Raw genomic sequence first — 22777 nt, 5'->3', positions numbered from 1 at the left:
AAGCGGACATGATCAGACCCGACCTCTCCCTCCCCATCCCCGAGACGATCACCTCCGCGCACTTCATCGGCATCGGTGGATCCGGGATGAGCGGACTCGCCAAGATGTTCCTCGACGCGGGCATCCGCGTCTCCGGCAGCGACCGCGCCGACAGCGACAACCTGCGGGCGCTGGCCGCGGCGGGTGCGACGGTCCACGTCGGTCATGATGCCGCCCACCTCGGCGACGCCGACACGGTCGTACACACCGGCGCCATCTGGCCGGAGAACCCCGAGTTCGTCACCGCCAAGGAGCGGGGCCTGCACGTCATCCACCGGTCTCAGGCGCTGCACTGGCTGATCGGCACGCGGCGCCTCGTCTCGGTGGCGGGTGCGCACGGCAAGACGACCTCGACGGGGATGATCGTCACCGCGTTGCGTGACCTCGGCGCCGATCCGCACTTCGTCAACGGCGGCGTCATCGAGCAGCTCGGCACGTCCAGCGCGACCGGGAGCGGCGACCTCTTCGTCATCGAGGCGGACGAGTCCGACGGCACCTTCCTCCTCTACGACACGGCTGTGGCGCTCATCACGAACGTCGACCCCGATCACCTCGACCACTACGGCTCCGACGAGGCCTTCCACGACGCCTTCGTGCGGTTCGCGGATGCCGCGTCGGAGGCGGTCGTCATCTCCAGCGACGACCCCGGCGCGCTCAGGGTCCTGGCAGGGCTGTCCCACCCGCGGGTCCTGACGTTCGGTCAGGCCGAGCACGCGGATGTCCGCGTCAGCGAGATCGTCACCGCGGGCCCCGTCGCGGCGGTCGTCTCGCACGGAGGGGAGACCGAGCGCATGCAGCTCGCGGTCCCCGGCGTGCACAACGCGATCAATGCGACGGGAACGGTCGCCGTCCTCCTCGCGCTCGGCCACCCGCTCCGCGACGCCGTGCGCGCCATCGAGGGCTTCGCGGGAACCGTCCGTCGTCTCGAGCGCCACGGTGAGGAGCGCGGGGTCACGGTCTACGACGACTACTCCCATCACCCCACCGAGGTGCGCGCCGCGTTGGAGGCCATGCGCAGCCTGGCGGGTTCCGGCCGGCTGATCGCGATCCAGCAGCCGCACACCTACTCCCGGACGCAGCACATGTACCAGGAGTTCGCGGACGTCCTGGAGGAGCTCGCCGACCACACCGTGATGCTGGACGTCTACGGCGCCAGGGAAGACCCGGTGCCCGGCGTCACCGGTGAGCTGGTGAGCGGCGCGTTCCAGGACGCTTCCCGCGTGCACTTCGTCGCCGACTGGCAGGAGGCGGCCGACTACACGGCATCGGTCGCGGAGGAGGGCGACTTCGTCGTGACCCTCGGTTGCGGCAACGTCTACCAGATCATCCCGCAGGTGCTGGAGTCACTTCGCCGGACCGACGGGGCGTAGCCCATGCGCCGGCCGCCCCCACTCCCGAGCGCTCCGGATACTCCGGGGGAGACGGACGACGCGTCCGAACGGACCCTCCGCCGGCGTCCCGCCCCGCTGCCGTCGCCGGACGAGGGGGGAGACGCCTCGCCGGTCGGGTCCGCCGCAGTGATGCCCGAGGAACGGCCGGTCCCGCGTTCGTCCATGGATGTCTGGCGCGCCGCGCGCGCCCGTCGCAGGGCGCTCCGGGCGGAGATCCGTCGGTTCACCCAGCGATCCCGCCGGCGTCGTATCGTCTGGCTGAGCGCCCTCGGGGCCGTGGCGCTGCTGATCGGGGGGAGTGTCGCCGCCGCCTACAGCCCGCTCTTCGCTGTGCAGCGCATCACGGTCACCGGCACCACGACGATCGATCCCGCGGTGATCGAAGGCGCCCTCGCGGACCAGCTCGGGACGCCGCTCGCCCTGGTCGATACGAGCGAGGTCAAGGCGGCGTTGCTGACGTTCCCGCTCATCGAGACGTATGCCCTGGAAGCACGTCCACCGCACGACCTGACCGTGCGCATCGTCGAGCGTACGCCGATCGGGGTGGTCGAGTCGGGTGCCGGCTTCACCCTCGTGGACGCAGCGGGCGTCGCTCTCTCGACGACAGCCCAGCGCCCGGCGGGGCAGCCGTTGGTGGAGGTGGAGGGCGGGGTCGACTCGGCCGCCTTCCGCAGCGCCGGGCTCGTCGTCCGAGCGCTCCCGGCGGACATCCGCAAGACACTCACCGGCGTGCGGGCCTCGACGGCGGACGACGTGACCTTGACCCTCGACTCCGGCCTCACGGTCGTGTGGGGGAGTCAGGAGGACTCGGGGTTGAAGGCGCTCGCACTCTCCGCCGCGCTCGTGAAGAACCCCGATGCCTCGTCGATCGACGTCACGTCTCCCGACGTGGCGGTCGTCGGCTGATCTCTTTCGGCGGGAATGGCGCGACACGCCCATGTCGCTGCGCGTGCGCGGCCAGGCGGCGCATACCTTCGATCTGAGAGAACGCAATACCGGGAAATACTTTACACCTCTAGTTGAGGTTTAAGGTTCACCCCTTCCAGGCTCTACTAATCGGAGGCCGGCCATGAGCCAGAACCAGAACTACCTCGCCGTGATCAAGGTCGTCGGCGTCGGCGGTGGCGGCGTCAACGCCGTCAACCGCATGATCGAGCTCGGTCTCCGCGGAGTCGAGTTCATCGCCGTCAACACCGACGCCCAGGCGCTGCTCATGAGCGACGCCGACGTCAAGCTGGACGTGGGCCGCGAGCTCACCCGCGGTCTCGGCGCCGGTGCCGACCCCGAGGTGGGTCGTCGCGCCGCAGAGGACCACGCGGAGGAGATCGAGCAGGCCCTGACCGGTGCCGACATGGTCTTCGTCACCGCCGGAGAGGGTGGTGGCACCGGAACCGGTGGTGCTCCCGTCGTCGCCCGCATCGCCAAGTCGATCGGTGCGCTGACCATCGGTGTCGTGACGAAGCCGTTCTCCTTCGAGGGGCGTCGTCGCCAGAGCCAGGCCGAGGCGGGCGTCGCGAAGCTGAAGGAAGAGGTCGACACCCTCATCGTCGTCCCGAACGACCGTCTGCTCGAGATCAGCGACCGCGGCATCTCGATGATCGAGGCGTTCGCGACTGCCGACCAGGTCCTCCTCGCCGGTGTGCAGGGCATCACCGACCTCATCACGACCCCCGGTCTCATCAACCTGGACTTCGCCGACGTGAAGTCGGTCATGCAGGGAGCGGGATCCGCCCTGATGGGCATCGGCTCGGCCCGCGGCGCCGACCGCGCGATCAAGGCGGCGGAGCTCGCCGTCGAGTCGCCGCTGCTCGAGGCCTCGATCGAAGGCGCGCACGGTGTGCTGCTCTCGATCCAGGGTGGCTCGAACCTCGGCATCTTCGAGATCCACGACGCCGCGGACCTCGTCAAGGAGGCCGCGCACCCGGAGGCCAACATCATCTTCGGCACGGTCATCGACGACACGCTCGGCGACGAGGTGCGGGTGACCGTGATCGCCGCCGGCTTCGACGGCGGCGAGCCCTCGCTGCGGCTGGACCCGATGGTCGTCTCGCGTCCCTCCACCGCGTCCCTTCCCGAGGTGGCGCTGTCGGAGACCTCCGAGCCTGCGGCCGAGAAGAGCACGCCCGAGCCCGCCCCGGCGCCGACGGCACCGCGCACGCCGACGACGAGCATCGAGCCGGCCTTCGCCGACGACGACATCGACATCCCCGAATTCCTGAAGTGACGACACCGGTCGGCGCTTCGGCGCCATCGGACCTGGCCGCGCGGCTGTCGGCGATCGACGAGAAGATCGCCGACGCCGCGCGTGCCGCCGGGCGGTCCCCCGAGGAGATCACCCGGATCGTCGTCACCAAGTTCCACCCCGCCTCCCTGGTGCGCGATCTGCACGCTCTCGGAGTGCACGCGGTGGGGGAGAACCGGCAGCAGGAGCTCACCGCCAAGGCGGGCGAGCTCTCCGGCCTCGACCTCGAGTGGCATTTCATCGGGCAGGGGCAGACGAACAAGGCCGCGGCGATCAGGCGGAGCGCCGACGTCGTGCATTCCGTGGACCGTGACCGGTTCGCGGACGCCCTGCACCGTGCGGCCGAGACCGACGAGGTGCTCGACGTACTCGTCCAGGTGAATCTCACCGAGGATGAGGGCAGGGGAGGCGTGGCGCCGGCGTCAGCCGTGGCGCTGGCCGAGCACGTGCTCGGCCTGTCCTCGCTGCGGCTCCGTGGTGTGATGGCCGTCGCGCCCCTCGACGAGGATCCCGCGCGCGCCTTCGCCCGTCTGCACCACATCGCCGCCGACGTGCGGACCGTCGCTCCCGACGCGACGTGGATCTCCGCCGGGATGACCGGCGACTTCGCCGAGGCCATCGCCGCCGGCGCGACACACCTGCGGATCGGTTCCGCAATCACGGGACCGCGCCCCGCCCGGGGTTAGCCTGTGACAAGACCAGCCCGAAACGTTCGAACCGGAGGACACGATGGGTAACCCGCTGAAGAAGACCATGGTGTATCTCGGCCTCGCCGACGAGGAAGAGGTCTACGAAGAGGAGACGCCGGCGCCCGCCCGCGCCCAGCGTGAGCGTGAGCGTGAGCGCGAAGAGCCGGCTCCGGCTCCCGTCACGCCCCTCCGTCGTCCCGTCGCCGTCCGCCAGCCCGCAGCAGGAGCCGTGAACGAGATCCTCACCGTCCACCCCAAGCAGTACCGCGACGCCCAGCTGATCGCGGAGAGCTTCCGCGAGGGCGTCCCGGTCATCATCAACCTCTCCCAGATGAGCGACGCCGACGCGCGCCGCCTCATCGACTTCGCGAGCGGTCTCTCCCTCGGCCTCTACGGCCGGATCGAGCGGGTGACCTCCAAGGTATTCCTGCTCTCGCCGGAGAACATCGCGGTGTCCGGCCACGGGGGTATCGCGCACGCAGACGCCGAGTCTGCGGGCTTCGACCACTCGTAGACCGTGCAGCTGGTCTCGGTCCTCGCCAGCATCGTCCATCTGGTGCTGCTGGTCTACATCCTCGTGCTCTTCGCGAGGCTCATCCTGGACTACATCCCGATGTTCAATCGGGAATGGCGTCCCAAGGGCTTCGGTCTCGTGGCCGCCGAGGCGGTGTACACCGTCACCGATCCGCCCATCCGGTTCTTCCGGCGGATCATCCCGCCGCTGCGTATCGGTCAGCTCTCGCTGGACTTCGGCTTCGCGCTGACCCTTCTGGTCGTCCTGATCCTGATGAACATCGTCCGGTTGTTCATCCGCTGACCACCCCGCGTGTCGCGCCCGGTGACGGCGGCGAGTTCACCGAGCCTGGGTGTCGTGGCATCGCGACCCCAAGGCTCGGGGGCTATGCTGGCACCCAGGTGCGCGCCCCGGGTTCGCGCCACATCACGAACACGCCATACATCGGTACTGGCAATCGAACTCATCGAAAGAGGAGCCACCCATGGCACTTACCCCGGATGACGTCGTCACCAAGCAGTTCCAGCACGTCCGCTTCAAGGACGGCTTCGACCCGGACGAGGTCGACGACTTCCTCGACGAGATCGTCATCGAGTGGCGCAAGGCCCTCGAGGAGAACGCCGAGCTGAAGGCGAAGCTCGCCGCTTATGAGTCGGGCTCCACGCCTGCTACCGCCGCTGCCGCCGAGCCGGAAGCCGCTGCTCCCGCCCCGGCCGCCGCCGAGGCTCCCGCCGCCGACGCCGCACCGACCGGCTCCGCGACCGCGACCGCCGGCATCATCGAGCTCGCGCAGCGTCTGCACGACGAGCACGTGGCCGAGGGTGAGGCCAAGCGCAACCAGCTCATCTCCGAGGCCGAGGCCGAGGTCGCTCGTATCCGCACGGAGGCCGAGGCGAAGCAGCGCGAGGAGACCGCACGCCTGGAGCGCGAGCGCAACACGCTGGAGGCGCGCATCACGGAGCTGCGCAACTTCGAGCGCGACTACCGCTCGCAGCTCCGCGGCTACATCGAGGGTCAGCTCCGCGAGCTCGACGAGAAGTCGGCCTCCACGGACTCCACGCCGGTCTCCGCGATCGGCCTGTAAGGCGCCCTCTTGTCAGGACGTCGTCCCCTTCGTCGGTCGGCGGCCGGTGCGATCGTTGCGATTCTCGCAGCGGTCGTGCTGGCCGCCGATCAGTTTGTGAAGTACCTCACCATCGAGAATCTGCCGCTCCACGAGGCGGTCCCGGTCCTCGGAGAGTTCCTGCAGCTCTACTACGTGCGCAACCCCGGTGCGGCGTTCTCCCTCGGCTCGGGCGTGACCTGGATCTTCACCATCGCCCTCGCGGTCGTCGCAGGCGTCATCGTCTGGAAGGCGTTCGGACTGCGGTCGCGTCTCTGGGCTGTCGTCCTCGGGTGCCTGCTCGGAGGCGTGCTCGGCAACCTGTCGGACCGTCTCTTCCGGGCCCCCGGCTTCCCGGTCGGGGAAGTGGTGGACATGATCTCCATGCCGTGGATGATGCCGGCGATCTTCAACGTCGCCGACATCTTCATCGTCACCGGGATGATCTCGGTGGCTCTGCTCGTCGTCTTCGGCCTCCGGTTCGACGGCACGCGAGAGCGGGACCACGCCCCGATCGAGACGGACGAGGACGCCGAGGCGGCTGCGGCGTCCGAGGAGCGCTGACCGTGGAGTCGCGTTCGCTGCCCGTCCCGGACGGGCTCGACGGTACGCGGGTCGATGCCGCCCTCGCCAAGCTCCTCGGGTTCTCGCGGACCTTCGCGGCGGAGGTGGCCGCATCCGGCGGCGTCCGCCTGGACGGCGTCACCCTCGACAAGTCGGACCGCCTGCGCGGCGGTGCGTGGCTGGACGTCGAGTGGGAGCCGAAGGAGGGGCCGAAGATCGTGCCCATCGCGGTGCCCGAACTCGGGATCGTCTACGACGACGATGACATCGTCGTGGTGGACAAGCCGACCGGGGTCGCTGCCCACCCCTCGCTCGGGTGGGAGGGACCCACGGTCGTCGGCGCTCTCGCCGCCGCCGGGTTCCGCGTCGCCACCAGCGGCGCGCCGGAGCGTCAAGGCGTCGTGCACCGGCTGGACGTCGGGACGAGCGGGCTCATGGTCGTGGCCAAGAGCGAGTCCGCGTACACGGCCCTCAAGCGCGCGTTCAAGGAGCGCACGGTCGAGAAGATCTATCGCGCGGTGGTGCAGGGGCATCCGGACCCGCTCGTGGGCACGATCGATGCGCCGATCGGTCGGCACCCGAACCACTCCTGGAAGTTCGCCGTCGTCCCGGACGGGAAGCCCTCCGTGACGCACTACGAGACGCTCGAGGCGTTTCCCGGTGCCTCTCTGCTCGAGATCCATCTGGAGACGGGTCGTACGCACCAGATCCGCGTGCACATGGCGGCGCACCGGCACCCGTGCGTCGGGGACCCGCTCTACGGCGCCGATCCGACGCTCTCCGCCCGCCTCGGACTCACGCGGCAGTGGCTGCACGCGCATCAGCTGGCATTCGCCCATCCGACGACGGGGGAGTGGGTGCAGTTCGCCTCGCCCTATCCGGAGGACTTCCAGCACGCGTTGGACGTGCTGCGCGGGGAATAGCTCATCCGCCGGGGCGTCAGCGCGCCGGTGTCCGGGGTATCCGCCACACTGACCACATGAGCATCGTGGTGCGCCCGGCGACGGTCTTCGATGACGTCGCCGCGGTCGTGGGGCCGAAGAAGCCGACGTCGAACGTCTGCTTCTGCCTGAGCTATCGGATCGGCAACAAGGAGAACGTCTCCCTTCGCGGTCCCGCACGGGCCGAGCGGGTGCGTGAGCTCTGCCACCAGGATCCTCCCCCCGGCGTCCTCGCCTACCTCGACGACGAGCCGGTCGGCTGGGCGGCGTTGCACCCTCGACGCGACACGAGCTTCGCGCGCAATCGCCTCATCCCGCATGTCGACGACCTCGACGTGTGGTCACTGTGGTGCTTCCGGGTCCGCCCAGGGCATCGCAAACAGGGTGTCTCCCACGCCCTCATCGAGGGCGCGGTCGCCTACGCGCGCGATCGGGGCGCACCCGCGATCGAGGGGTATCCGGTCGACAACGCCGGTGCGAAGGTGAACCTCACGATGGCGTACGTCGGGACGCGGCGTCTCTTCGAGAGCGCGGGGTTCGCGAAGGCGGCGGACACGGGCTCCGTCCTCGACGGCTTCCCCCGCGTGCTCATGCGGCTGGACCTCCGCGAGAAAGCGTGAACCGGGAGCCGGCGCCTCCTCGTGTCCGGGGCCGAACGTAGACTCGAAGCATGGCATCCGACTCCTTCGTCCACCTGCACGTGCACAGCGAGTACTCGATGCTCGACGGGGCTGCGAAGATCAACGCGATGACGCAGGCGGCCGCCGATTACGGCATGCCGGCGATCGCGGTGACGGACCACGGGAACACCTTCGCGGCGTTCGAGTTCTACAACGCGGCCCGCAACGCCGGCATCAAGCCCATCGTGGGTCTCGAGGCCTACGTCACTCCGGGCACGCACCGCAGCGACAAGACCCGCGTGCAGTGGGGCTCGGCGGACCAGCGCAGCGACGACGTGTCGGGTTCGGGCGCTTACACCCACATGACCATGTGGAGTCAGAGCACGGAGGGCATGCACAACCTCTTCCGGCTGAGCTCGCTGTCGAGCATGGAGGGTTACTACTTCAAGCCGCGTATGGACCGCGAGCTGCTCCAGACATACGGCAAGGGGCTCATCGCCACGACGGGGTGCCCGTCGGGAGAGGTGCAGACGCGGCTGCGGCTCGGGCAGTACGACGCCGCCCGCGCGGCCGCGGCGGAGTTCCAGGACATCTTCGGCAAGGAGAACTACTTCGCCGAGATCATGGACCACGGCCTGTCGATCGAGCGCCGGGTCATGACCGATCTGCTGCGGCTCGCGAAAGACCTCGGCATCCCGCTCGTGGCCACCAACGACTCGCACTACACCCACCAGCACGAGGCCGACGCCCACGCAGCCCTGCTGTGCGTGCAGTCCGGCTCCACGCTCGACGACCCGAACCGCTTCAAGTTCGACGGCGACGGGTACTACATCAAGACCGCGGCCGAGATGCGGCAGCTCTTCCGGGACCACCCGGAGGCCTGTGACAACACGCTCCTGATCGCCGAGCGCTGCGAGGTGGAGTTCAACACCTCGGCGAACTACATGCCGCGGTTCCCGGTCCCCGACGGCGAGACCGAGGACAGCTGGCTCATCAAGGAGGTCGAGAAGGGCCTCCACTACCGGTACCCGAACGGCATCCCGGACAAGGTGCGCAAGCAGGCCGAGTACGAGACCGGCATCATCCTCCAGATGGGCTTCCCCGGGTACTTCCTCGTCGTCGCCGACTTCATCAACTGGGCCAAGGACAACGGCATCCGGGTCGGTCCGGGACGTGGCTCCGGTGCGGGTTCGATGGTCGCCTATGCGATGAAGATCACCGACCTCGACCCTCTCGAGCACGGTCTGATCTTCGAGCGGTTCCTCAACCCGGACCGCGTCTCGATGCCCGACTTCGACGTCGACTTCGACGACCGTCGTCGCGGCGAGGTCATCGAGTACGTGACCCGGAAGTACGGGTCCGAGCGCGTCGCGCAGATCGTCACGTACGGCACGATCAAGTCGAAGCAGGCGCTCAAGGACGCCGGTCGCGTCCTCGGCTTCCCGTTCAGCATGGGCGAGCGACTCACCAAGGCCATGCCCCCGGCCGTGATGGGCAAGGACATGCCCCTCGACGGCATGTTCGACTCCGCGCACCCGCGCTACAAGGAGGCGAGCGAGTTCCGCGCCCTCATCGAGACGGACCCCGAAGCGAAGACGGTCTTCGATCGGGCCCTCGGCCTGGAGGGGCTGAAGCGACAGTGGGGCGTGCATGCCGCCGGCGTCATCATGTCGTCGGAGCCCCTGCTCGACATCATCCCGATCATGCGCCGCGAGCAGGACGGCCAGATCGTCACGCAGTTCGACTATCCGTCGTGCGAGTCCCTCGGCCTCATCAAGATGGACTTCCTCGGCCTCCGGAACCTCACGATCATCTCGGACGCGCTCGACAACATCCGGATGAACCGCGGTGAGGAGCTCGATCTCGAGCACCTTGGTCTCGATGACCCCGCGGTCTACGAGCTGCTGGCCCGCGGCGACACGCTCGGCGTCTTCCAGCTCGACAGTCCGCCGCTGCGTTCACTCATGCGGCTCATGAAGCCGGACAACTTCGGCGACATCTCGGCCCTCATCGCGCTGTACCGTCCGGGGCCGATGGGTGCGAACTCCCACACCAACTACGCGCTGCGCAAGAACGGGCAGCAGGAGATCACCCCGATCCATCCCGAACTCGCGGAACCGCTCGCCGAGATCCTGGAGGAGTCCTATGGACTCATCATCTACCAGGAGCAGGTCATGGCCATCGCGCAGAAGGTGGCCGGGTTCAGCCTCGGTCAGGCCGACATCCTGCGCCGCGCGATGGGAAAGAAGAAGAAGTCCGAGCTGGACAAGCAGTATGCGGGGTTCGCGGCGGGAATGACCGAGCGCGGCTTCGGGGAAGGAGCGGTCAAGGCGCTGTGGGACATCCTCCTGCCGTTCTCGGACTACGCCTTCAACAAAGCGCACTCCGCCGCGTACGGTCTCGTGTCCTATTGGACCGCCTACCTCAAGGCGCACTACCCGGCCGAGTACATGGCCGCACTCCTCACGAGCGTCGGCGACTCGAAAGACAAGATGGCGCTCTACCTCAACGAGTGCCGCCGAATGGGCATCAAGGTGCTGCCGCCGGACGTCTCCGAGTCGATCAACTTCTTCGCGGCCGTCGGCGATGACATCCGCTTCGGCCTCGGCGCCGTCCGCAACGTCGGCACGAACGTCGTCGACGGCATCGTGCAGTCGCGCAAGGACGAGCGGTTCACCTCGTTCCATCACTTCCTCGACAAGGTGCCGCTGCACGTCGCCAACAAACGCACGGTCGAGTCGCTAATCAAAGCCGGGGCCTTCGACTCGATGGGTGACACCCGTCGGGCCCTCCTCGAGATCCATGAAGACGCCGTGGAGGCGGCGGTGGACCGGAAGCGTAACGAGGCTCAGGGCGCCATCGGCTTCGACTTCGACAGTCTCTACGACGGCATGGAGGAGGCGGCACCCGCGAAAGTGCCCCCTCGTCCCGAGTGGATCAAGAAGGACAAGCTCGCCTTCGAGCGGGAGATGCTCGGCCTCTACGTCTCTGACCACCCGTTGGCTGGTCTCGAGGTCCCGCTCGCGAAGCATGCCTCGATCTCCATCCACGACCTCAACAACTCCGAGGACCTGCAGGACGGCGATCAGGTCACCGTGGCCGGCCTCGTCACGAGTGTCCAGCATCGTGTGGCGAAGGCGAGCGGAAACCCGTACGGCATGATCACCGTGGAGGACTTCAACGGCGAGGTCACCGTGATGTTCATGGGCAAGACGTACCTCGAGTTCCAGCACACTCTGCAGCAGGATGCGATCCTCGCCGTGCGCGGGCGCGTCTCCCGCCGTGATGACGGCCTGAACCTGCATGCCCAGTCTGCCTTCGCCCCCGACGTCGGCTCCTTCGATGCAGCAGGGCCCTTGTCTCTCGTCCTCGCCGAGCAGCGCGCGACGGAACGGGTCATGACGGAGCTGGCCGAGGTGCTCCGGCGGCACAGCGGGGACACCGAGGTGCTGCTGCGCGTGCATCGCGCTGGCACGGCGAAGGTGTTCGAGGTGCCCATGCCGGTGAAGGTCTCCGCCGACCTCTTCGGTGACCTCAAGTCACTGCTCGGACCAACCTGTCTGGGGTGAGCGGGTAGGATCGGGAGCCGTCGAGAGCACCGGAAAGACGTGGTGCGCCGATGAGGAAAGGACGACTATGAGCACGGATCTTCCCGAGCCGGACGCCGAAGCGGTGTTCAGCGATGAGGACGGCGTCCTCTACGACGATGAGGTCACGCCGGAGTACGGCATCCTCGGATTCACGCTGCGCGAGCTCCTGATCGTCGGAGTCTGGCTGGTCTCCTTCCTCGTGTCCTTCTTCCCGCTCAGCGGGGGGATCTCGCTCTGGGGCATCGGCATCCAGTGGATCCTGCCGATCGGCGTGCCGACGGTCGCCGTGTTCCTCCTCGTCCTCCGGCGGTTCTCACCCGACGGCATCCGCCGGGTGGGGTCGCTCGGCATCGATCAGTTCGCCTCCGTGGCCTTCTCGGTCTCGGCGTGCGTGTGGGCCGGCAACCTGTGGCTCGCCCTGTCGGCCGTCATCTCCACCGGCAACTGGGGTCTGCCCTGGAACGCCGTCGTGCAGGTCATCACCTCGACCGCGCTCGTCGTGCTCACCGTCTTCGCCCCGCTCATCCCGGGCCTCAAGGAGGACTTCCAGGGGCGGCTCGTCACTCTCGCGCACCGCAACGCCAATCCGGTGCGCCCGGTGATCGCACGGCCGCGTCCCGACGGGACGTCGAGCGGATCCGCCGCTGAGGCCCCTGCCGCCGCCGAGTCTCCCGCCGCGGCGGCCGAGGGCGAGACAGCCGTGATCTCCGACGCCGATGCCGAGCAGAGCACCGGTGACGCGGACGCCGCCGCCGATCTCCGCGACACCGACACCGACACGCGTGACGTGTCGGCGAACGGCGCGGATCGCGTCCCTCTCACCGCGCATGCCTCGGGCGGGGGAACCGGAACCGTGCCGGTCTCCGCGGAAGACGAGTACACCCCGGTCTACTCGCGGCGGTCCCGCGGGGAGCAGCCGGAGATCGTTTCCGACACCGGCAGCATCGAGTCACTGTTGGGCGCCAAGGCGCTCTCCGAGGAGGAACTCGCGGCCGCGCAGGAACCGGCATCGGAAGACGTGACGGCGGTGCATTCCGTCATCGACGATCACCAGGCCGCCGCTCCGCGTCGGAACACGCCCGAGGCGCAGCCCTTCTGGATCCTCGCCCCGACCGAGCGCGACGTGCACGACGAACGCGGAGAGCCGATCTTCCGCATCGGTCCGACCGCCTGGGCGCTCGTCATCGAGGATCGGGGCGGGGCGTTCGTCGTCCGCCACGATGACGGCCGCATCGGCTATCTCCACGACATCGCCGGCATCACGAAGGGCTGACATGCGCACGATCGATCTGCGGGGGCGCGAGCTCTCGCCCGCTGACATGCTCGCGGCCGTTCCGCGCGCGACCCAGGCACGAGCCGAGGCGCTCGACACCGCCGCGCGTCTCGTCGACGACGTGCGGGATCGCGGCGAGGACGCGTTGCGGGAGCAGGCGGAGCGGTTCGACCGGGTCACCGGGCACGCTGTGCGGGTGCCGGAAGCACACCTCGCGGATGCGCTGTCGAACCTGGCTCCGACGGTCCGCGCTTCCCTCGAAGAGGCCATCCGACGTGTGCGCCTGGCCTCGGCCGCGCAGGTCCCCGCACCGCAGGTGACGAGGATCGGCGAGGGAGCGACCATCACGCAGCGCTGGCAGCCGGTGGCCCGTGTCGGGGTCTACATCCCCGGGGGCAAGGCCGTCTACCCGTCGAGCGTCGTCATGAACGTCGTCCCCGCGCAGGTCGCGGGGGTGCAGCAGATCGCCCTCGCCTCGCCGCCGCAGGCGGACCAGGACGGTCGCGTCCACCCGACCATCCTTGCCGCCGCGGCGCTGCTCGGTGTCTCCGAGGTCTACGCGATGGGCGGAGCCGGGGCCATCGGTGCGCTCGCCCACGGTGTCGCGAGCCTGGGGCTCGATCCCGTCGACGTCGTGTCGGGACCCGGAAACAACTACGTCGCGTCGGCGAAGCGGGCCGTCGCCGGGGTGGTCGGCACCGACTCCGAGGCCGGCGCGACCGAGATCCTCGTCGTCGCCGACGCCGACGCCGACCCTCGTCTCATCGCCGCCGACCTCGTCAGCCAGGCCGAGCACGATGAGCAGGCCTCGGCCGTCCTCGTGACGGATGCCCTGGAGATCGCGGAGCAGGTCCGCGCAGAGGTCGAGCAGCAGGCTGCGCGCACCCGGCACAGCGAACGCGTCAGGGCTGCGCTGTCCGGCCCGCAGTCGGCGATCGTGCTGGTGGACGATCGAGCGACGGCGGCCGCGTTCAGCAACGCCTACGCCCCGGAGCACCTGGAGCTGCACCTCGCGGATGCGGAGGAGGCGGCAGCCGCCTTCACGAGCGCCGGTGCCGTGTTCGTCGGCGACCAGACCCCCGTCAGCCTCGGTGACTACATGGCCGGAAGCAACCACGTGCTGCCCACCGGCGGTCAGGCCCGCTACGCACCGGGCCTGGGCGCCTACACGTTCCTCCGCCCACAGCAGGTCGTCTCCTACGACCGCTCGGCCCTGGCCGCTGTTCGGGAGGGCGTGGTCGCGCTCGCCGAAACCGAGGTGCTCCCGGCCCACGGCGAGGCGATCGAGGCCCGCTTCACCGCGTAGGATCTGTCAGATGCACTGCCCCTTCTGCCGTCACCCCGACTCCCGGGTCATCGATTCCCGCACCAGCGACGACGGACTCTCGATCCGTCGGCGCCGTCAGTGTCCGGAATGCGGGGGACGGTTCTCCACGACGGAGACGGCGAGCCTCAACGTCATCAAGCGCTCGGGCGTCATGGAGCCCTTCAGCCGGGAGAAGGTCATCTCCGGCGTGCGCAAGGCCTGCCAGGGGCGTCCCGTGACGGAGGCGGACCTCGCGATCCTCGCGCAGCGGGTGGAGGAGGCGGTCCGACAGACCGGCGTCTCCCAGCTCGACACGAACGAGATCGGCCTCGCCATCCTGGGGCCGCTTCGTGAGCTCGACGAGGTCGCCTTCCTCCGCTTCGCGAGCGTCTACCAGGCGTTCGACTCGCTCGAGGACTTCGAATCCGCGATCAGCGACCTCCGGGCGGACCACGCGAAGGCGGAGGCGGCGGACCGGTAATCTGGCAGGGATGTATCCGCTGCTCTTCCGCGCCGTCCTGTCGCGCTTCGACCCCGAGTTCGCCCACCACGCCGGCATGGCGGTGATCCGCGTACTCGGTGTGCCGCCGCTGTCGTGGGCCACCCGCGCGATGACCCGCCCTGACCCTTCGCTTCGCGTCGAGGCCCTGGGGCTGACGTTCCCGTCGCCGTTCGGCATCGCGGCCGGGTTCGACAAGAACGCCGTCGGGGTTCGCGGACTCGCGGCGCTCGGCTTCGGCCACGTTGAAGTCGGCACGATCACGGCTGTCCCGCAGGAGGGCAACCCGAAGCCGCGCCTGTTCCGGCTGGTCGAGGACCGGGCGGTCATCAACCGCATGGGCTTCAACAACCGGGGCGCGGATGCCGCAGCCCGTCGTCTCGCCCGCCTCCGCCGGGGCGCCCCCGACACGGTGATCGGCGTGAACATCGGCAAGAGCCGCGTGGTGGACGTCGAGGACGCCGTCGCCGACTACGTCGCCTCCGCCACCCGCCTGGCTCCGCTGGCCGACTATCTCGCGGTCAACGTCTCATCGCCGAACACTCCCGGGCTGCGGGGTCTGCAGGCGGTGGAGACCCTGGCGCCGCTGCTGCGCGCCGTCCGTGACGCGGCCGGGTCCACTCCGCTGCTCGTGAAGATCGCCCCCGATCTGCCGGATGACGAGATCACCGCGATCGCGCGGCTCGCCGTCGAGGAAGGGCTCGCGGGCATCATCGCCCACAACACGACGATCAGCCGTGACGGACTGCGCACCGATGCGGCCGTCGTCGAGGCGGCCGGTGCGGGCGGTCTCTCCGGTGCTCCGCTCAAGAAACGATCGCTGGAGGTGCTCCGGGTCGTCCGTGCCGCGGTCCCCGAGGACTTCTGCGTGATCGCGGTGGGCGGTGTCGAGACGGCCGCCGATGTGCAGGAGCGTCTGGATGCCGGGGCCACCCTGGTCCAGGGCTACACGGCGTTCCTCTATCGCGGCCCGTTCTGGGGCCGCGAGATCAACCGAGGACTGGTCAGTCGGGGTACTGCCCGCGCTTGACCTGCGGCTTGGGCAGGCGCATGAAGCGCATCTGCAGGGCTCGCATGCCCGCATACCAGCCGAGGCCCTTCTCGACGCGGTCCTTGCCGAACTTCGCGGCCGCCTTGCGCTTGACCCGCATGCCGAGGAGGATCATGCCGCCGATCGCGATCACGAGGTAGGCCATCATGAACAGGTACGCGTAGAACGAGATCATCATGTTCGTCGGCAGCAGCGAGGCCAGGATGACGAGCACCATGACGCCCATCACGAACTCGGCGGGGTGCCAGCCGGCGTCGACGTAGTCGCGCACCCACCGGCGCTGCGGGCCCTTGTCACGCGCGGGGAGGTACTTCTCCTCGCCGGCGGCCATGCCGGCCTGCGCCTTCGCGCGGCGCTCGTTGAGCTCGGCGCGAGCCGCGGCCTTCGCCTCCTTGGTGTTCGCCACGAGGGGGCGCCGGCGCGCAGCCTCCTGCTCGGCGCGGGTCGGCGTCGCGCGTCCCTTGCCGACGGCAGGCGTCTGGGGGGCGTCGTCGTTCGTCGAAGGGGAGGCGGGGGTAGTGGCCACGAGGTTCCTCGGTTCGCTGGGGTGGGTCGCCTTAAGATTACTCGCATGACCTCACCTGCACTTCCCAGCGAGTCCGACGCCGCCGTCCTCGAAGCGGTCGCCACCGGCATCCCCTCCGCGCTGTCGGACCTCGGGAGCCTCGTGCGCATTCCCGGCATGGCCTGGCCCGCCTTCGACCAGACGCAGCTCGAGCGCAGCGCCGACGCCGTCGCCACGCTCGCGCGCGGCACCGGGGTGTTCGACGAGGTGAAGGTACTCCGTGCCGACATCCCCGGTACCGACGAGCAGGGCCAGCCCGCCGTCCTCGCGACGCGCGCGGCGCGGAACGGGAAGCCGACGATCCTCCTCTACGCCCACCACGACGTGCAGCCTCCGGGGGATGACGCCCTTTGGGAGACGCCGCCGTTCGAACCGACGGTGCGTGACGGCCGCCTGTACGGACGCGGTGCCGCGGACGACAAGGCCGGCATCATGGCCCACATCGGCGCGATCCGCGCGGTCGCCGAGGTGCTCGGAGACGACCTCGACCTCGGGATCGCGATGTTCGTCGAGGGGGAGGAGGAGTACGGCTCGCGTTCGTTCGCACAGTTCCTCTCCGACAACAAGGAGGCCCTCCGCGCCGATGCGATCGTCGTCGCTGACTCGGGCAACTGGGATTCCGTCACGCCGGGCCTGACCGTGTCCCTCCGCGGCAACGCACGCTTCACCCTGAAGGTGCGCACGCTCGACCACGCGTCCCATTCCGGGATGTTCGGTGGCGCGGTTCCCGACGCGATGATGGCGACCGTGCGACTCCTCGCCACGCTGTGGAACGAGGACGGCTCCGTCGCGGTCGAGGGGATGACCGCTCGGGATGCCGAGACGCCCGAGTACACCGAGGAGACACTGCGCGACGAGGCCGGGCTCCTCCCGGGGACGACGCCCATCGGCGACGGCACGATCCTCAGCCGTATCTGGAACAAGCCCTCCGTCACGGTCATCGGCATCGATGCGACGAGCGTCGCCTCAGCCTCGAACACCCTGCTCCCGGAGGTGACCGTGGTGATCAGCGCCCGTGTCGCCCCCGGGCAGTCCGGTCAGGATGCCTACGAGGCTCTGGAGCGCCACCTCCGTGCACACGCGCCCTTCGGTGCCGAGCTGACCTTCTCCGATGTGGACCTCGGCAACCCCTTCCTCGTGGACACGAGCGGGTGGGCGGTCTCCCTCACCCGCGACGCGATGCGCGACGGGTACGGCGTCGCTCCGGTGGACCTGGGCGTGGGCGGGTCCATCCCGTTCATCGCGGATCTCGTGCGGGAGTTCCCGGAGGCCCAGATCCTCGTCACCGGCGTGGAGGATCCGCACTCCCGCGCACACAGCCCCAACGAGTCGCTGCACCTGGACACGTTCCGGCACGCCGTGGCGACCGAGGCCCTGCTGCTCGCCCGTATGAACGCGCGGGAGATCTGAGCCTTCCGTCCCCACCGGCGGTAGAATCGTCGGAGAGCCCGTACCCGGCCCGTTATGAGGAGCGACATGAGCGACACCACCCTGTCCGCAGAGACCACAAGCGCACACGGCGTCAAGCTGACGGACGCCGCCGCCACGAAGGTGAAGAACCTCCTGGAGCAGGAGGGCCGCGATGACCTCCGTCTGCGCGTAGCCGTGCAGCCCGGCGGCTGCTCGGGCCTGATCTACCAGCTCTACTTCGACGAGCGGTACCTCGAAGGCGACGAGACCGTCGACTTCGACGGTGTCGAGGTCATCGTCGACAACATGAGCGTTCCCTACCTCGACGGTGCCTCGATCGACTTCAAGGACACCATCTCGGAGCAGGGCTTCACCATCGACAACCCGAACGCGGCGGGCAGCTGCGCCTGCGGCGACAGCTTCCACTGACACGTTCTTCCCGCGAACGGCCGTCGTCACCTCGCGTGACGGCGGCCGTTCCGCTTCTCAACCTGCATGGTTGGCATGAATCAGGTGTGAGGTTGCTCTAGACTTGGACATGCCTTGTCCGCGATCTGAAAGGTGCATCGTGCCCTCGAAACGCCGCCTTCGTTGGGCCGCACTCCCTGTGGGAGTTGTGGCAGCTGTGGCTCTGGCGGGATGTACTCCCACCGAGCTGAACGGCTTTCTTCCGGGCTTCGTGGATGGTGGTCCGGCAGCAACCAACCAGACGGAGCGCGTGTCGTCCCTCTGGGTGAACTCCTGGATCGTGCTCCTCGCGGTCGGTGTCGTCACCTGGAGCCTCATGGCCTGGGCTGCGATCGCGTACCGCCGCCGCAAGGGCCAGACCGGCCTCCCGGTGCAGATGCGCTACAACATGCCGATCGAGATCTTCTACACGATCGTGCCGCTCATCCTCGTGCTGGGCATGTTCTTCTTCACGGCTCGCGACCAGACCGAGATCGAGACGAAGTGGGACGACCCCGACGTCGAGATCACCGCGATCGCCAAGCAGTGGGCGTGGGACTTCCAGTACAACGGTGAGACCGAGGAAGACACCGTGTGGACCATGGGCATCCAGGCCCAGCCCGACGCGGAAGGCAACATCGACCAGGCGGAGCTGCCGACCCTGGTGCTGCCGGTCGACCAGAAGGTCACCATCAACCTGCAGTCGCGCGACGTCATCCACTCCTTCTGGATCATCGACTTCCTCTACAAGAAGGACATGTTCATCGGGAAGGACAACTCCTGGTCCTTCATCCCCACCCGTGAGGGCGAGTACGCCGGCAAGTGCGCCGAGCTCTGCGGCGAGTACCACTCGATGATGCTCTTCAACGTGAAGGTCGTCTCGCAGGACGAGTACAACGCCTACCTCGAGACCCTCGAGGAAGAGGGCAACACCGGGGACATCACCGACGCGTACGACCGTCTCTCGAACCTCCCCGGCACCTCCGGGAAGACCGACACCGAGGAAGGAGAGGAGTAAGCCATGTCGACCACTGAAGCTCCTCGCACCGACGAGGCACCTCGCTCCCGTCCCACCACCCTGCCCGCGCGCCAGGCTGCTCTGATGAGCTCCTCGCGCGTCGAGCAGAAGGGCAACATCGTCGTCAAGTGGATCACCTCCACGGACCACAAGACGATCGGGTACATGTACCTCATCGCCTCGGTGATGTTCTTCCTCCTGGGTGGCGTGATGGCGCTGGTGATCCGCGCCGAGCTGTTCGCTCCGGGGATGCAGATCGTCCCGACCAAGGAGCAGTACAACCAGCTGTTCACGATGCACGGCACGATCATGCTGCTGATGTTCGCGACGCCGCTGTTCGCGGGATTCGCCAACGCGATCCTGCCGCTGCAGATCGGCGCTCCGGACGTCGCGTTCCCGCGTCTGAACGCCTTCGCCTTCTGGCTGTTCCTGTTCGGCTCGACCATCGCGGTCGCCGGCTTCCTCACCCCGCAGGGTGCGGCCTCGTTCGGCTGGTTCGCGTATCAGCCCTTGGCCAACGCGTCGTTCTCGCCAGGAGCGGGCGGAAACCTCTGGATGCTCGGTCTCGGCATCTCGGGCTTCGGTACCATCCTCGGTGCGGTGAACTTCATCACGACGATCATCACGATGCGTGCTCCCGGCATGACGATGTGGCGCATGCCGATCTTCAGCTGGAACACGCTTATCACCAGCCTGCTGATCCTGATGGCCTTCCCGGTCCTGGCCGCGGCGATCTTCGCCGCCGCCGCCGACCGCGTGCTCGGTGCGCACATCTACGACCCGGCCAACGGCGGTGTCCTGCTCTGGCAGCACCTCTTCTGGTTCTTCGGCCACCCCGAGGTCTACATCATCGCGCTGCCGTTCTTCGGCATCGTCTCGGAGATCTTCCCGGTGTTCAGCCGGAAGCCGATCTTCGGGTACAAGACCCTGGTCTACGCGACGATCGCGATCGCGGCCCTGTCCGTCGCCGTGTGGGCGCACCACATGTACGTGACCGGCTCCGTGCTGCTGCCGTTCTTCGCCCTGATGACGATGCTCATCGCGGTGCCCACAGGTGTGAAGATCTTCAACTGGATCGGAACGCTCTGGCGCGGTTCGGTGACGTTCGAGACCCCGATGGTGTTCTCGCTCGGCTTCCTCGTGTCGTTCGTCTTCGGTGGCCTCACCGGTGTGATCCTCGCGGCCCCGCCGCTGGACTTCCACCTCAGCGACAGCTACTTCGTCGTGGCGCACTTCCATTACGTGGTGTTCGGTACGGTCGTGTTCGCGATGTTCGCCGGCTTCTACTTCTGGTGGCCGAAGTGGACGGGTCGCATGCTGAACGAGCGCCTCGGCTACGTGCACTTCTGGATGCTGTTCGTCGGCTTCCACATGACCTTCCTCATCCAGCACTGGCTCGGTGTCGACGGCATGGTGCGTCGCTACGCGGACTACTCCGCAGCGGACGGCTGGACGTGGCAGAACCAGGTCTCGACGATCGGCGCGATCATCCTCGGCGCCTCGATGCTGCCGTTCTTCCTGAACGTCTGGATCACGGCGCGCAAGGCGCCGAAGGTCACGGTGAACGACCCCTGGGGCTACGGTGCCTCGCTCGAGTGGGCCACGTCGTGCCCGCCGCCGCGGCACAACTTCACGTCGATCCCGCGCATCCGCAGCGAGCGTCCGGCCTTCGACCTGAACCACCCGGAGGCCGCGGAGTTCGCGACCACCGCACCCGGCGAGCGAGAGGGCCACTGAGCCATGCGCGACAACGTCATCATCTGGTGGGTCCTCACCGCGTTCTTCGCCCTCGTCGGCGTCGTCTACACGGGCTGGAACATCCTGGCTCACCCGGGCCTTCCGCTGGTGAACCAGATCGAGTGGGTCGGCACGGTCGCCCTGTTCTTCTCGGCCTTCATGGGCGCGATGGTCGCTTTCTACCTCGACCGGACGCACAAGGCGCAGAACGGTGAGCTGCCCGAGGACATCCTCACGTCGGACATCGACGACGGTGACCCCGAGCTCGGCGAGTTCAGCCCGTGGTCCTGGTGGCCGCTCGTCCTCGCGGCTTCGGCGGGTGTCTTCGTCGTGGGTCTTGCGGTCGGTCACTTCCTGCTCCCGATCGGCCTCGCGATCTTCGTGGTCGCGATCGTCGGCTGGGTCTACGAGTACTACCGCGGCAACTTCGCCCGCTGAGTCTCCTCGCACCACGAAGGCCCCCGGATCACACCGGGGGCCTTCGTCGTTCCTGCGAACAGTTCACACGTGGGTGCGGACGCGGGGGATTCCAGTCAGCGGGTCGACGGGACGGTGGTGCACACCCTCGGCGTCTTCGATGGGATATCCCTCGCGGGCCCAGTACTCGAAGCCGCCGATCATCTCGCGCACGCGATAGCCGAGACGAGCGAACTCGAGCGCGCCGCGGACACCGCCGTTGCATCCGGGGCTCCAGCAGTAGACGACGACCTCGGCGTCCGCCGGGATCTCCTCCGGGGCACGGTGGGCGATCTCGCTGTGAGGCATGTGGAGCGCGCCGGACACGCGCCCCTGGGCGAATGCCTCGGTCGAGCGGACGTCGACCACGACCAGTGGGCGGCCGGCTGTGCGGTCGGCGTGCACGTCGCTGGGGTCGGTCTCGAAGGCGAGTCGGGCGGCGAAGTAGTCGAGGCGATCGATCATGAGCCCAGACTAGGGATGTGCGGGCGCCGACGACCGAGGGATACCGTCGCGCGTCGCGCGAATCCTGCCGTCGTAGTCGGTCAGAGCGCCGCAGTCATCTGGATCCGCCGCCCGTACCGGGTCAGGCCGAGACGCTCTTCGACGGCCACGAGTTCGCGGAGGAAGTCGGTGTCCGGCGTGGACTCCGTGAAGCCGCAGCGGGAGTAGAACGGGGCGTTCCAGGGTACATCCGCGTAGGTGCGCAGCGTGAGCTGCGTGCGACCCCGCCGGCGGGACTCTTTCTGGGCCGCCATGACGAGGGCGCGACCGATACCGCGGCGAGCGGAGGCGGGGTGGACGGACAGCTGCTCCAGATGGGCGTACCCGGGTCCCTCCAGCACCTGCACGAACCCGACCGGCACCTGGAGTCCGCCGGCAGGCTCCGCCGTAGGGGAGCAGGTGGCCACCAGGACGAACCCCTCGGCGCGCCGGCGGTCGTCGGCTGTCGACGGCGGGGGCCAGTCCTCGGCACCGAAGCGATCGGTCAGAAGGCTGTCAGCGGCGCGCTCGATCTCCTCCAGGACGGTATGGTCCTGATCCGTCGCGTTTCGGATGAGGGCGGTCATGCACGGTCCGCGGGCAGAGCGGCGATTGCCTCGATCTCGACGAGCTGGTCGTCGTAGCCGAGGACGGTCACGCCGAGGAGGGTGCTGGGGACGTCGTGAGCGCCGAACGCGGCGTGGATGATGTCCCAGGCCGTGACGAGGTCCCGCTGCGCGGAGGAGGCCACCAGGACCCGCGTGCCGATGACATCCGTCGGAGCGGCGCCGGATGCCTTGAGCGCGTCGGCGAGGAGGGGAGCACGGAGCAGGCGGACGG

23 protein-coding genes and 1 pseudogene are annotated in these 22777 nt (G+C 68.5%); 20 read left to right on the top strand and 4 right to left on the bottom strand.

Annotated features, from left to right (window positions below; genetic code table 11):
* Positions 1-8: 8 nt before the first annotated feature.
* From murC to KVS71_RS08845, 15 genes are all read left to right on the top strand, one after another.
* Entirely contained in the window at positions 9-1409 is a 1401-nt protein-coding gene (gene murC, locus KVS71_RS08915; RefSeq protein ID WP_217584365.1) for a UDP-N-acetylmuramate--L-alanine ligase, read from the top strand.
* Positions 1410-1592: 183 nt separating this feature from the next.
* Positions 1593-2336, top strand: a complete 744-nt coding sequence (locus tag KVS71_RS08910) for an FtsQ-type POTRA domain-containing protein (RefSeq protein WP_247641085.1) — start codon at positions 1593-1595, stop codon at positions 2334-2336.
* Between the two features lie 163 nt (positions 2337-2499).
* A complete protein-coding gene (gene ftsZ, locus KVS71_RS08905; protein WP_060922670.1) occupies positions 2500-3654 on the top strand; it encodes a cell division protein FtsZ in 1155 nt (384 codons plus the stop codon).
* Entirely contained in the window at positions 3651-4358 is a 708-nt protein-coding gene (locus KVS71_RS08900) for a YggS family pyridoxal phosphate-dependent enzyme (protein WP_060922669.1), read from the top strand. Before ftsZ ends, KVS71_RS08900 begins: the two co-directional genes overlap by 4 nt.
* Positions 4359-4401: 43 nt before the next feature.
* The gene (locus KVS71_RS08895) at positions 4402-4875 is read left to right on the top strand and encodes a cell division protein SepF (RefSeq protein WP_025105082.1); all 474 of its coding nucleotides are present in this window, start codon (positions 4402-4404) and stop codon (positions 4873-4875) included.
* A gap of 3 nt (positions 4876-4878) precedes the next feature.
* A complete protein-coding gene (locus KVS71_RS08890) occupies positions 4879-5178 on the top strand; it encodes a YggT family protein (RefSeq protein ID WP_025105081.1) in 300 nt (99 codons plus the stop codon).
* 181 nt (positions 5179-5359) lie between these two features.
* Complete coding sequence (locus KVS71_RS08885; protein ID WP_144881292.1) at positions 5360-5959, top strand: DivIVA domain-containing protein; 600 nt, start codon at positions 5360-5362, stop codon at positions 5957-5959.
* A 51-nt stretch (positions 5960-6010) separates the two neighbouring features.
* Positions 6011-6541, top strand: a complete 531-nt coding sequence (lspA, locus tag KVS71_RS08880) for a signal peptidase II (RefSeq protein ID WP_082749932.1) — start codon at positions 6011-6013, stop codon at positions 6539-6541.
* 2 nt (positions 6542-6543) lie between these two features.
* A complete protein-coding gene (locus KVS71_RS08875; protein ID WP_217584364.1) occupies positions 6544-7464 on the top strand; it encodes an RluA family pseudouridine synthase in 921 nt (306 codons plus the stop codon).
* Between the two features lie 56 nt (positions 7465-7520).
* Positions 7521-8102, top strand: coding sequence for a GNAT family N-acetyltransferase (locus KVS71_RS08870; protein WP_105950041.1), 582 nt, complete (start codon positions 7521-7523; stop codon positions 8100-8102).
* Between the two features lie 50 nt (positions 8103-8152).
* Entirely contained in the window at positions 8153-11671 is a 3519-nt protein-coding gene (gene dnaE, locus KVS71_RS08865) for a DNA polymerase III subunit alpha (protein WP_060921222.1), read from the top strand.
* 67 nt (positions 11672-11738) lie between these two features.
* Complete coding sequence (locus KVS71_RS08860) at positions 11739-12965, top strand: hypothetical protein (RefSeq protein ID WP_217584363.1); 1227 nt, start codon at positions 11739-11741, stop codon at positions 12963-12965.
* Between the two features lies 1 nt (position 12966).
* Positions 12967-14271, top strand: coding sequence for a histidinol dehydrogenase (hisD, locus tag KVS71_RS08855; RefSeq protein ID WP_144881287.1), 1305 nt, complete (start codon positions 12967-12969; stop codon positions 14269-14271).
* A gap of 10 nt (positions 14272-14281) precedes the next feature.
* Positions 14282-14752 (top strand): transcriptional regulator NrdR, encoded by a 471-nt coding sequence (gene nrdR / locus KVS71_RS08850; protein ID WP_025105071.1) that lies wholly within the window; start codon positions 14282-14284, stop codon positions 14750-14752.
* A gap of 10 nt (positions 14753-14762) precedes the next feature.
* Positions 14763-15800 (top strand): quinone-dependent dihydroorotate dehydrogenase, encoded by a 1038-nt coding sequence (locus tag KVS71_RS08845; protein ID WP_105950038.1) that lies wholly within the window; start codon positions 14763-14765, stop codon positions 15798-15800.
* On the opposite strand, the gene KVS71_RS08840 is transcribed toward KVS71_RS08845, so the two are convergent.
* Positions 15775-16347: a DUF3043 domain-containing protein gene (locus tag KVS71_RS08840; RefSeq protein WP_060921218.1), complete on the bottom strand. Its 573-nt coding sequence runs from the start codon at positions 16345-16347 to the stop codon at positions 15775-15777. The genes KVS71_RS08845 and KVS71_RS08840 overlap by 26 nt on opposite strands.
* A gap of 45 nt (positions 16348-16392) precedes the next feature.
* On the opposite strand from KVS71_RS08840, the gene KVS71_RS08835 reads away from it, so the two are divergent.
* The 5 genes from KVS71_RS08835 to KVS71_RS08815 all read left to right on the top strand — a co-directional run bounded on the left by KVS71_RS08835 (position 16393) and on the right by KVS71_RS08815 (position 21436).
* Positions 16393-17796 carry a dipeptidase gene (locus tag KVS71_RS08835; RefSeq protein ID WP_105950037.1) on the top strand — a complete coding sequence of 468 codons (1404 nt, stop codon included), beginning with the start codon at positions 16393-16395 and terminating at the stop codon, positions 17794-17796.
* Between the two features lie 66 nt (positions 17797-17862).
* Positions 17863-18225, top strand: a complete 363-nt coding sequence (erpA, locus tag KVS71_RS08830) for an iron-sulfur cluster insertion protein ErpA (protein ID WP_060921216.1) — start codon at positions 17863-17865, stop codon at positions 18223-18225.
* Positions 18226-18364: 139 nt separating this feature from the next.
* Positions 18365-19261 (top strand): cytochrome c oxidase subunit II, encoded by an 897-nt coding sequence (gene coxB, locus KVS71_RS08825; protein WP_105950036.1) that lies wholly within the window; start codon positions 18365-18367, stop codon positions 19259-19261.
* 3 nt (positions 19262-19264) lie between these two features.
* Entirely contained in the window at positions 19265-20998 is a 1734-nt protein-coding gene (ctaD, locus tag KVS71_RS08820) for a cytochrome c oxidase subunit I (RefSeq protein ID WP_025105065.1), read from the top strand.
* 3 nt (positions 20999-21001) lie between these two features.
* Complete coding sequence (locus KVS71_RS08815; RefSeq protein WP_025105064.1) at positions 21002-21436, top strand: cytochrome c oxidase subunit 4; 435 nt, start codon at positions 21002-21004, stop codon at positions 21434-21436.
* Positions 21437-21499: 63 nt separating this feature from the next.
* On the opposite strand, the gene KVS71_RS08810 is transcribed toward KVS71_RS08815, so the two are convergent.
* The 3 genes and pseudogenes from KVS71_RS08810 to KVS71_RS08800 form a co-directional block, all read right to left on the bottom strand.
* A complete protein-coding gene (locus tag KVS71_RS08810) occupies positions 21500-21919 on the bottom strand; it encodes a rhodanese-like domain-containing protein (protein ID WP_217584362.1) in 420 nt (139 codons plus the stop codon).
* An 80-nt stretch (positions 21920-21999) separates the two neighbouring features.
* Positions 22000-22524: a GNAT family N-acetyltransferase gene (locus tag KVS71_RS08805; protein WP_217584361.1), complete on the bottom strand. Its 525-nt coding sequence runs from the start codon at positions 22522-22524 to the stop codon at positions 22000-22002.
* Positions 22521-22742: pseudogene (locus KVS71_RS08800) on the bottom strand (RidA family protein); the annotation flags it as partial. The pseudogene KVS71_RS08800 and the gene KVS71_RS08805, both read right to left, overlap by 4 nt.
* Positions 22743-22777 lie beyond the last annotated feature (35 nt).

Origin of the sequence: Microbacterium sp. GbtcB4 (assembly GCF_019091465.1) — a bacterium.
Taxonomy (GTDB): domain Bacteria; phylum Actinomycetota; class Actinomycetes; order Actinomycetales; family Microbacteriaceae; genus Microbacterium; species Microbacterium paraoxydans.
The sequence above is the reverse complement of the archived record's forward strand: the minus strand, read 5'-3'. Positions and strand labels throughout refer to the sequence as shown.

What these genes read in the sequence shown, in the direction of transcription:
- KVS71_RS08810 (WP_217584362.1), bottom strand. Translation starts at nt 21,919, where the DNA reads ATGATCGATCGCCTCGACTACTTCGCCGCCCGACTCGCCTTCGAGACC.
- nrdR (WP_025105071.1), top strand. Translation starts at nt 14,282, where the DNA reads ATGCACTGCCCCTTCTGCCGTCACCCCGACTCCCGGGTCATCGATTCC.
- KVS71_RS08860 (WP_217584363.1), top strand. Translation starts at nt 11,739, where the DNA reads ATGAGCACGGATCTTCCCGAGCCGGACGCCGAAGCGGTGTTCAGCGAT.
- KVS71_RS08870 (WP_105950041.1), top strand. Translation starts at nt 7,521, where the DNA reads ATGAGCATCGTGGTGCGCCCGGCGACGGTCTTCGATGACGTCGCCGCG.
- KVS71_RS08805 (WP_217584361.1), bottom strand. Translation starts at nt 22,524, where the DNA reads ATGACCGCCCTCATCCGAAACGCGACGGATCAGGACCATACCGTCCTG.
- murC (WP_217584365.1), top strand. Translation starts at nt 9, where the DNA reads ATGATCAGACCCGACCTCTCCCTCCCCATCCCCGAGACGATCACCTCC.
- ctaD (WP_025105065.1), top strand. Translation starts at nt 19,265, where the DNA reads ATGTCGACCACTGAAGCTCCTCGCACCGACGAGGCACCTCGCTCCCGT.
- dnaE (WP_060921222.1), top strand. Translation starts at nt 8,153, where the DNA reads ATGGCATCCGACTCCTTCGTCCACCTGCACGTGCACAGCGAGTACTCG.
- ftsZ (WP_060922670.1), top strand. Translation starts at nt 2,500, where the DNA reads ATGAGCCAGAACCAGAACTACCTCGCCGTGATCAAGGTCGTCGGCGTC.
- hisD (WP_144881287.1), top strand. Translation starts at nt 12,967, where the DNA reads ATGCGCACGATCGATCTGCGGGGGCGCGAGCTCTCGCCCGCTGACATG.
- KVS71_RS08845 (WP_105950038.1), top strand. Translation starts at nt 14,763, where the DNA reads ATGTATCCGCTGCTCTTCCGCGCCGTCCTGTCGCGCTTCGACCCCGAG.
- KVS71_RS08815 (WP_025105064.1), top strand. Translation starts at nt 21,002, where the DNA reads ATGCGCGACAACGTCATCATCTGGTGGGTCCTCACCGCGTTCTTCGCC.
- KVS71_RS08895 (WP_025105082.1), top strand. Translation starts at nt 4,402, where the DNA reads ATGGGTAACCCGCTGAAGAAGACCATGGTGTATCTCGGCCTCGCCGAC.
- erpA (WP_060921216.1), top strand. Translation starts at nt 17,863, where the DNA reads ATGAGCGACACCACCCTGTCCGCAGAGACCACAAGCGCACACGGCGTC.
- KVS71_RS08885 (WP_144881292.1), top strand. Translation starts at nt 5,360, where the DNA reads ATGGCACTTACCCCGGATGACGTCGTCACCAAGCAGTTCCAGCACGTC.
- KVS71_RS08910 (WP_247641085.1), top strand. Translation starts at nt 1,593, where the DNA reads ATGGATGTCTGGCGCGCCGCGCGCGCCCGTCGCAGGGCGCTCCGGGCG.
- KVS71_RS08835 (WP_105950037.1), top strand. Translation starts at nt 16,393, where the DNA reads ATGACCTCACCTGCACTTCCCAGCGAGTCCGACGCCGCCGTCCTCGAA.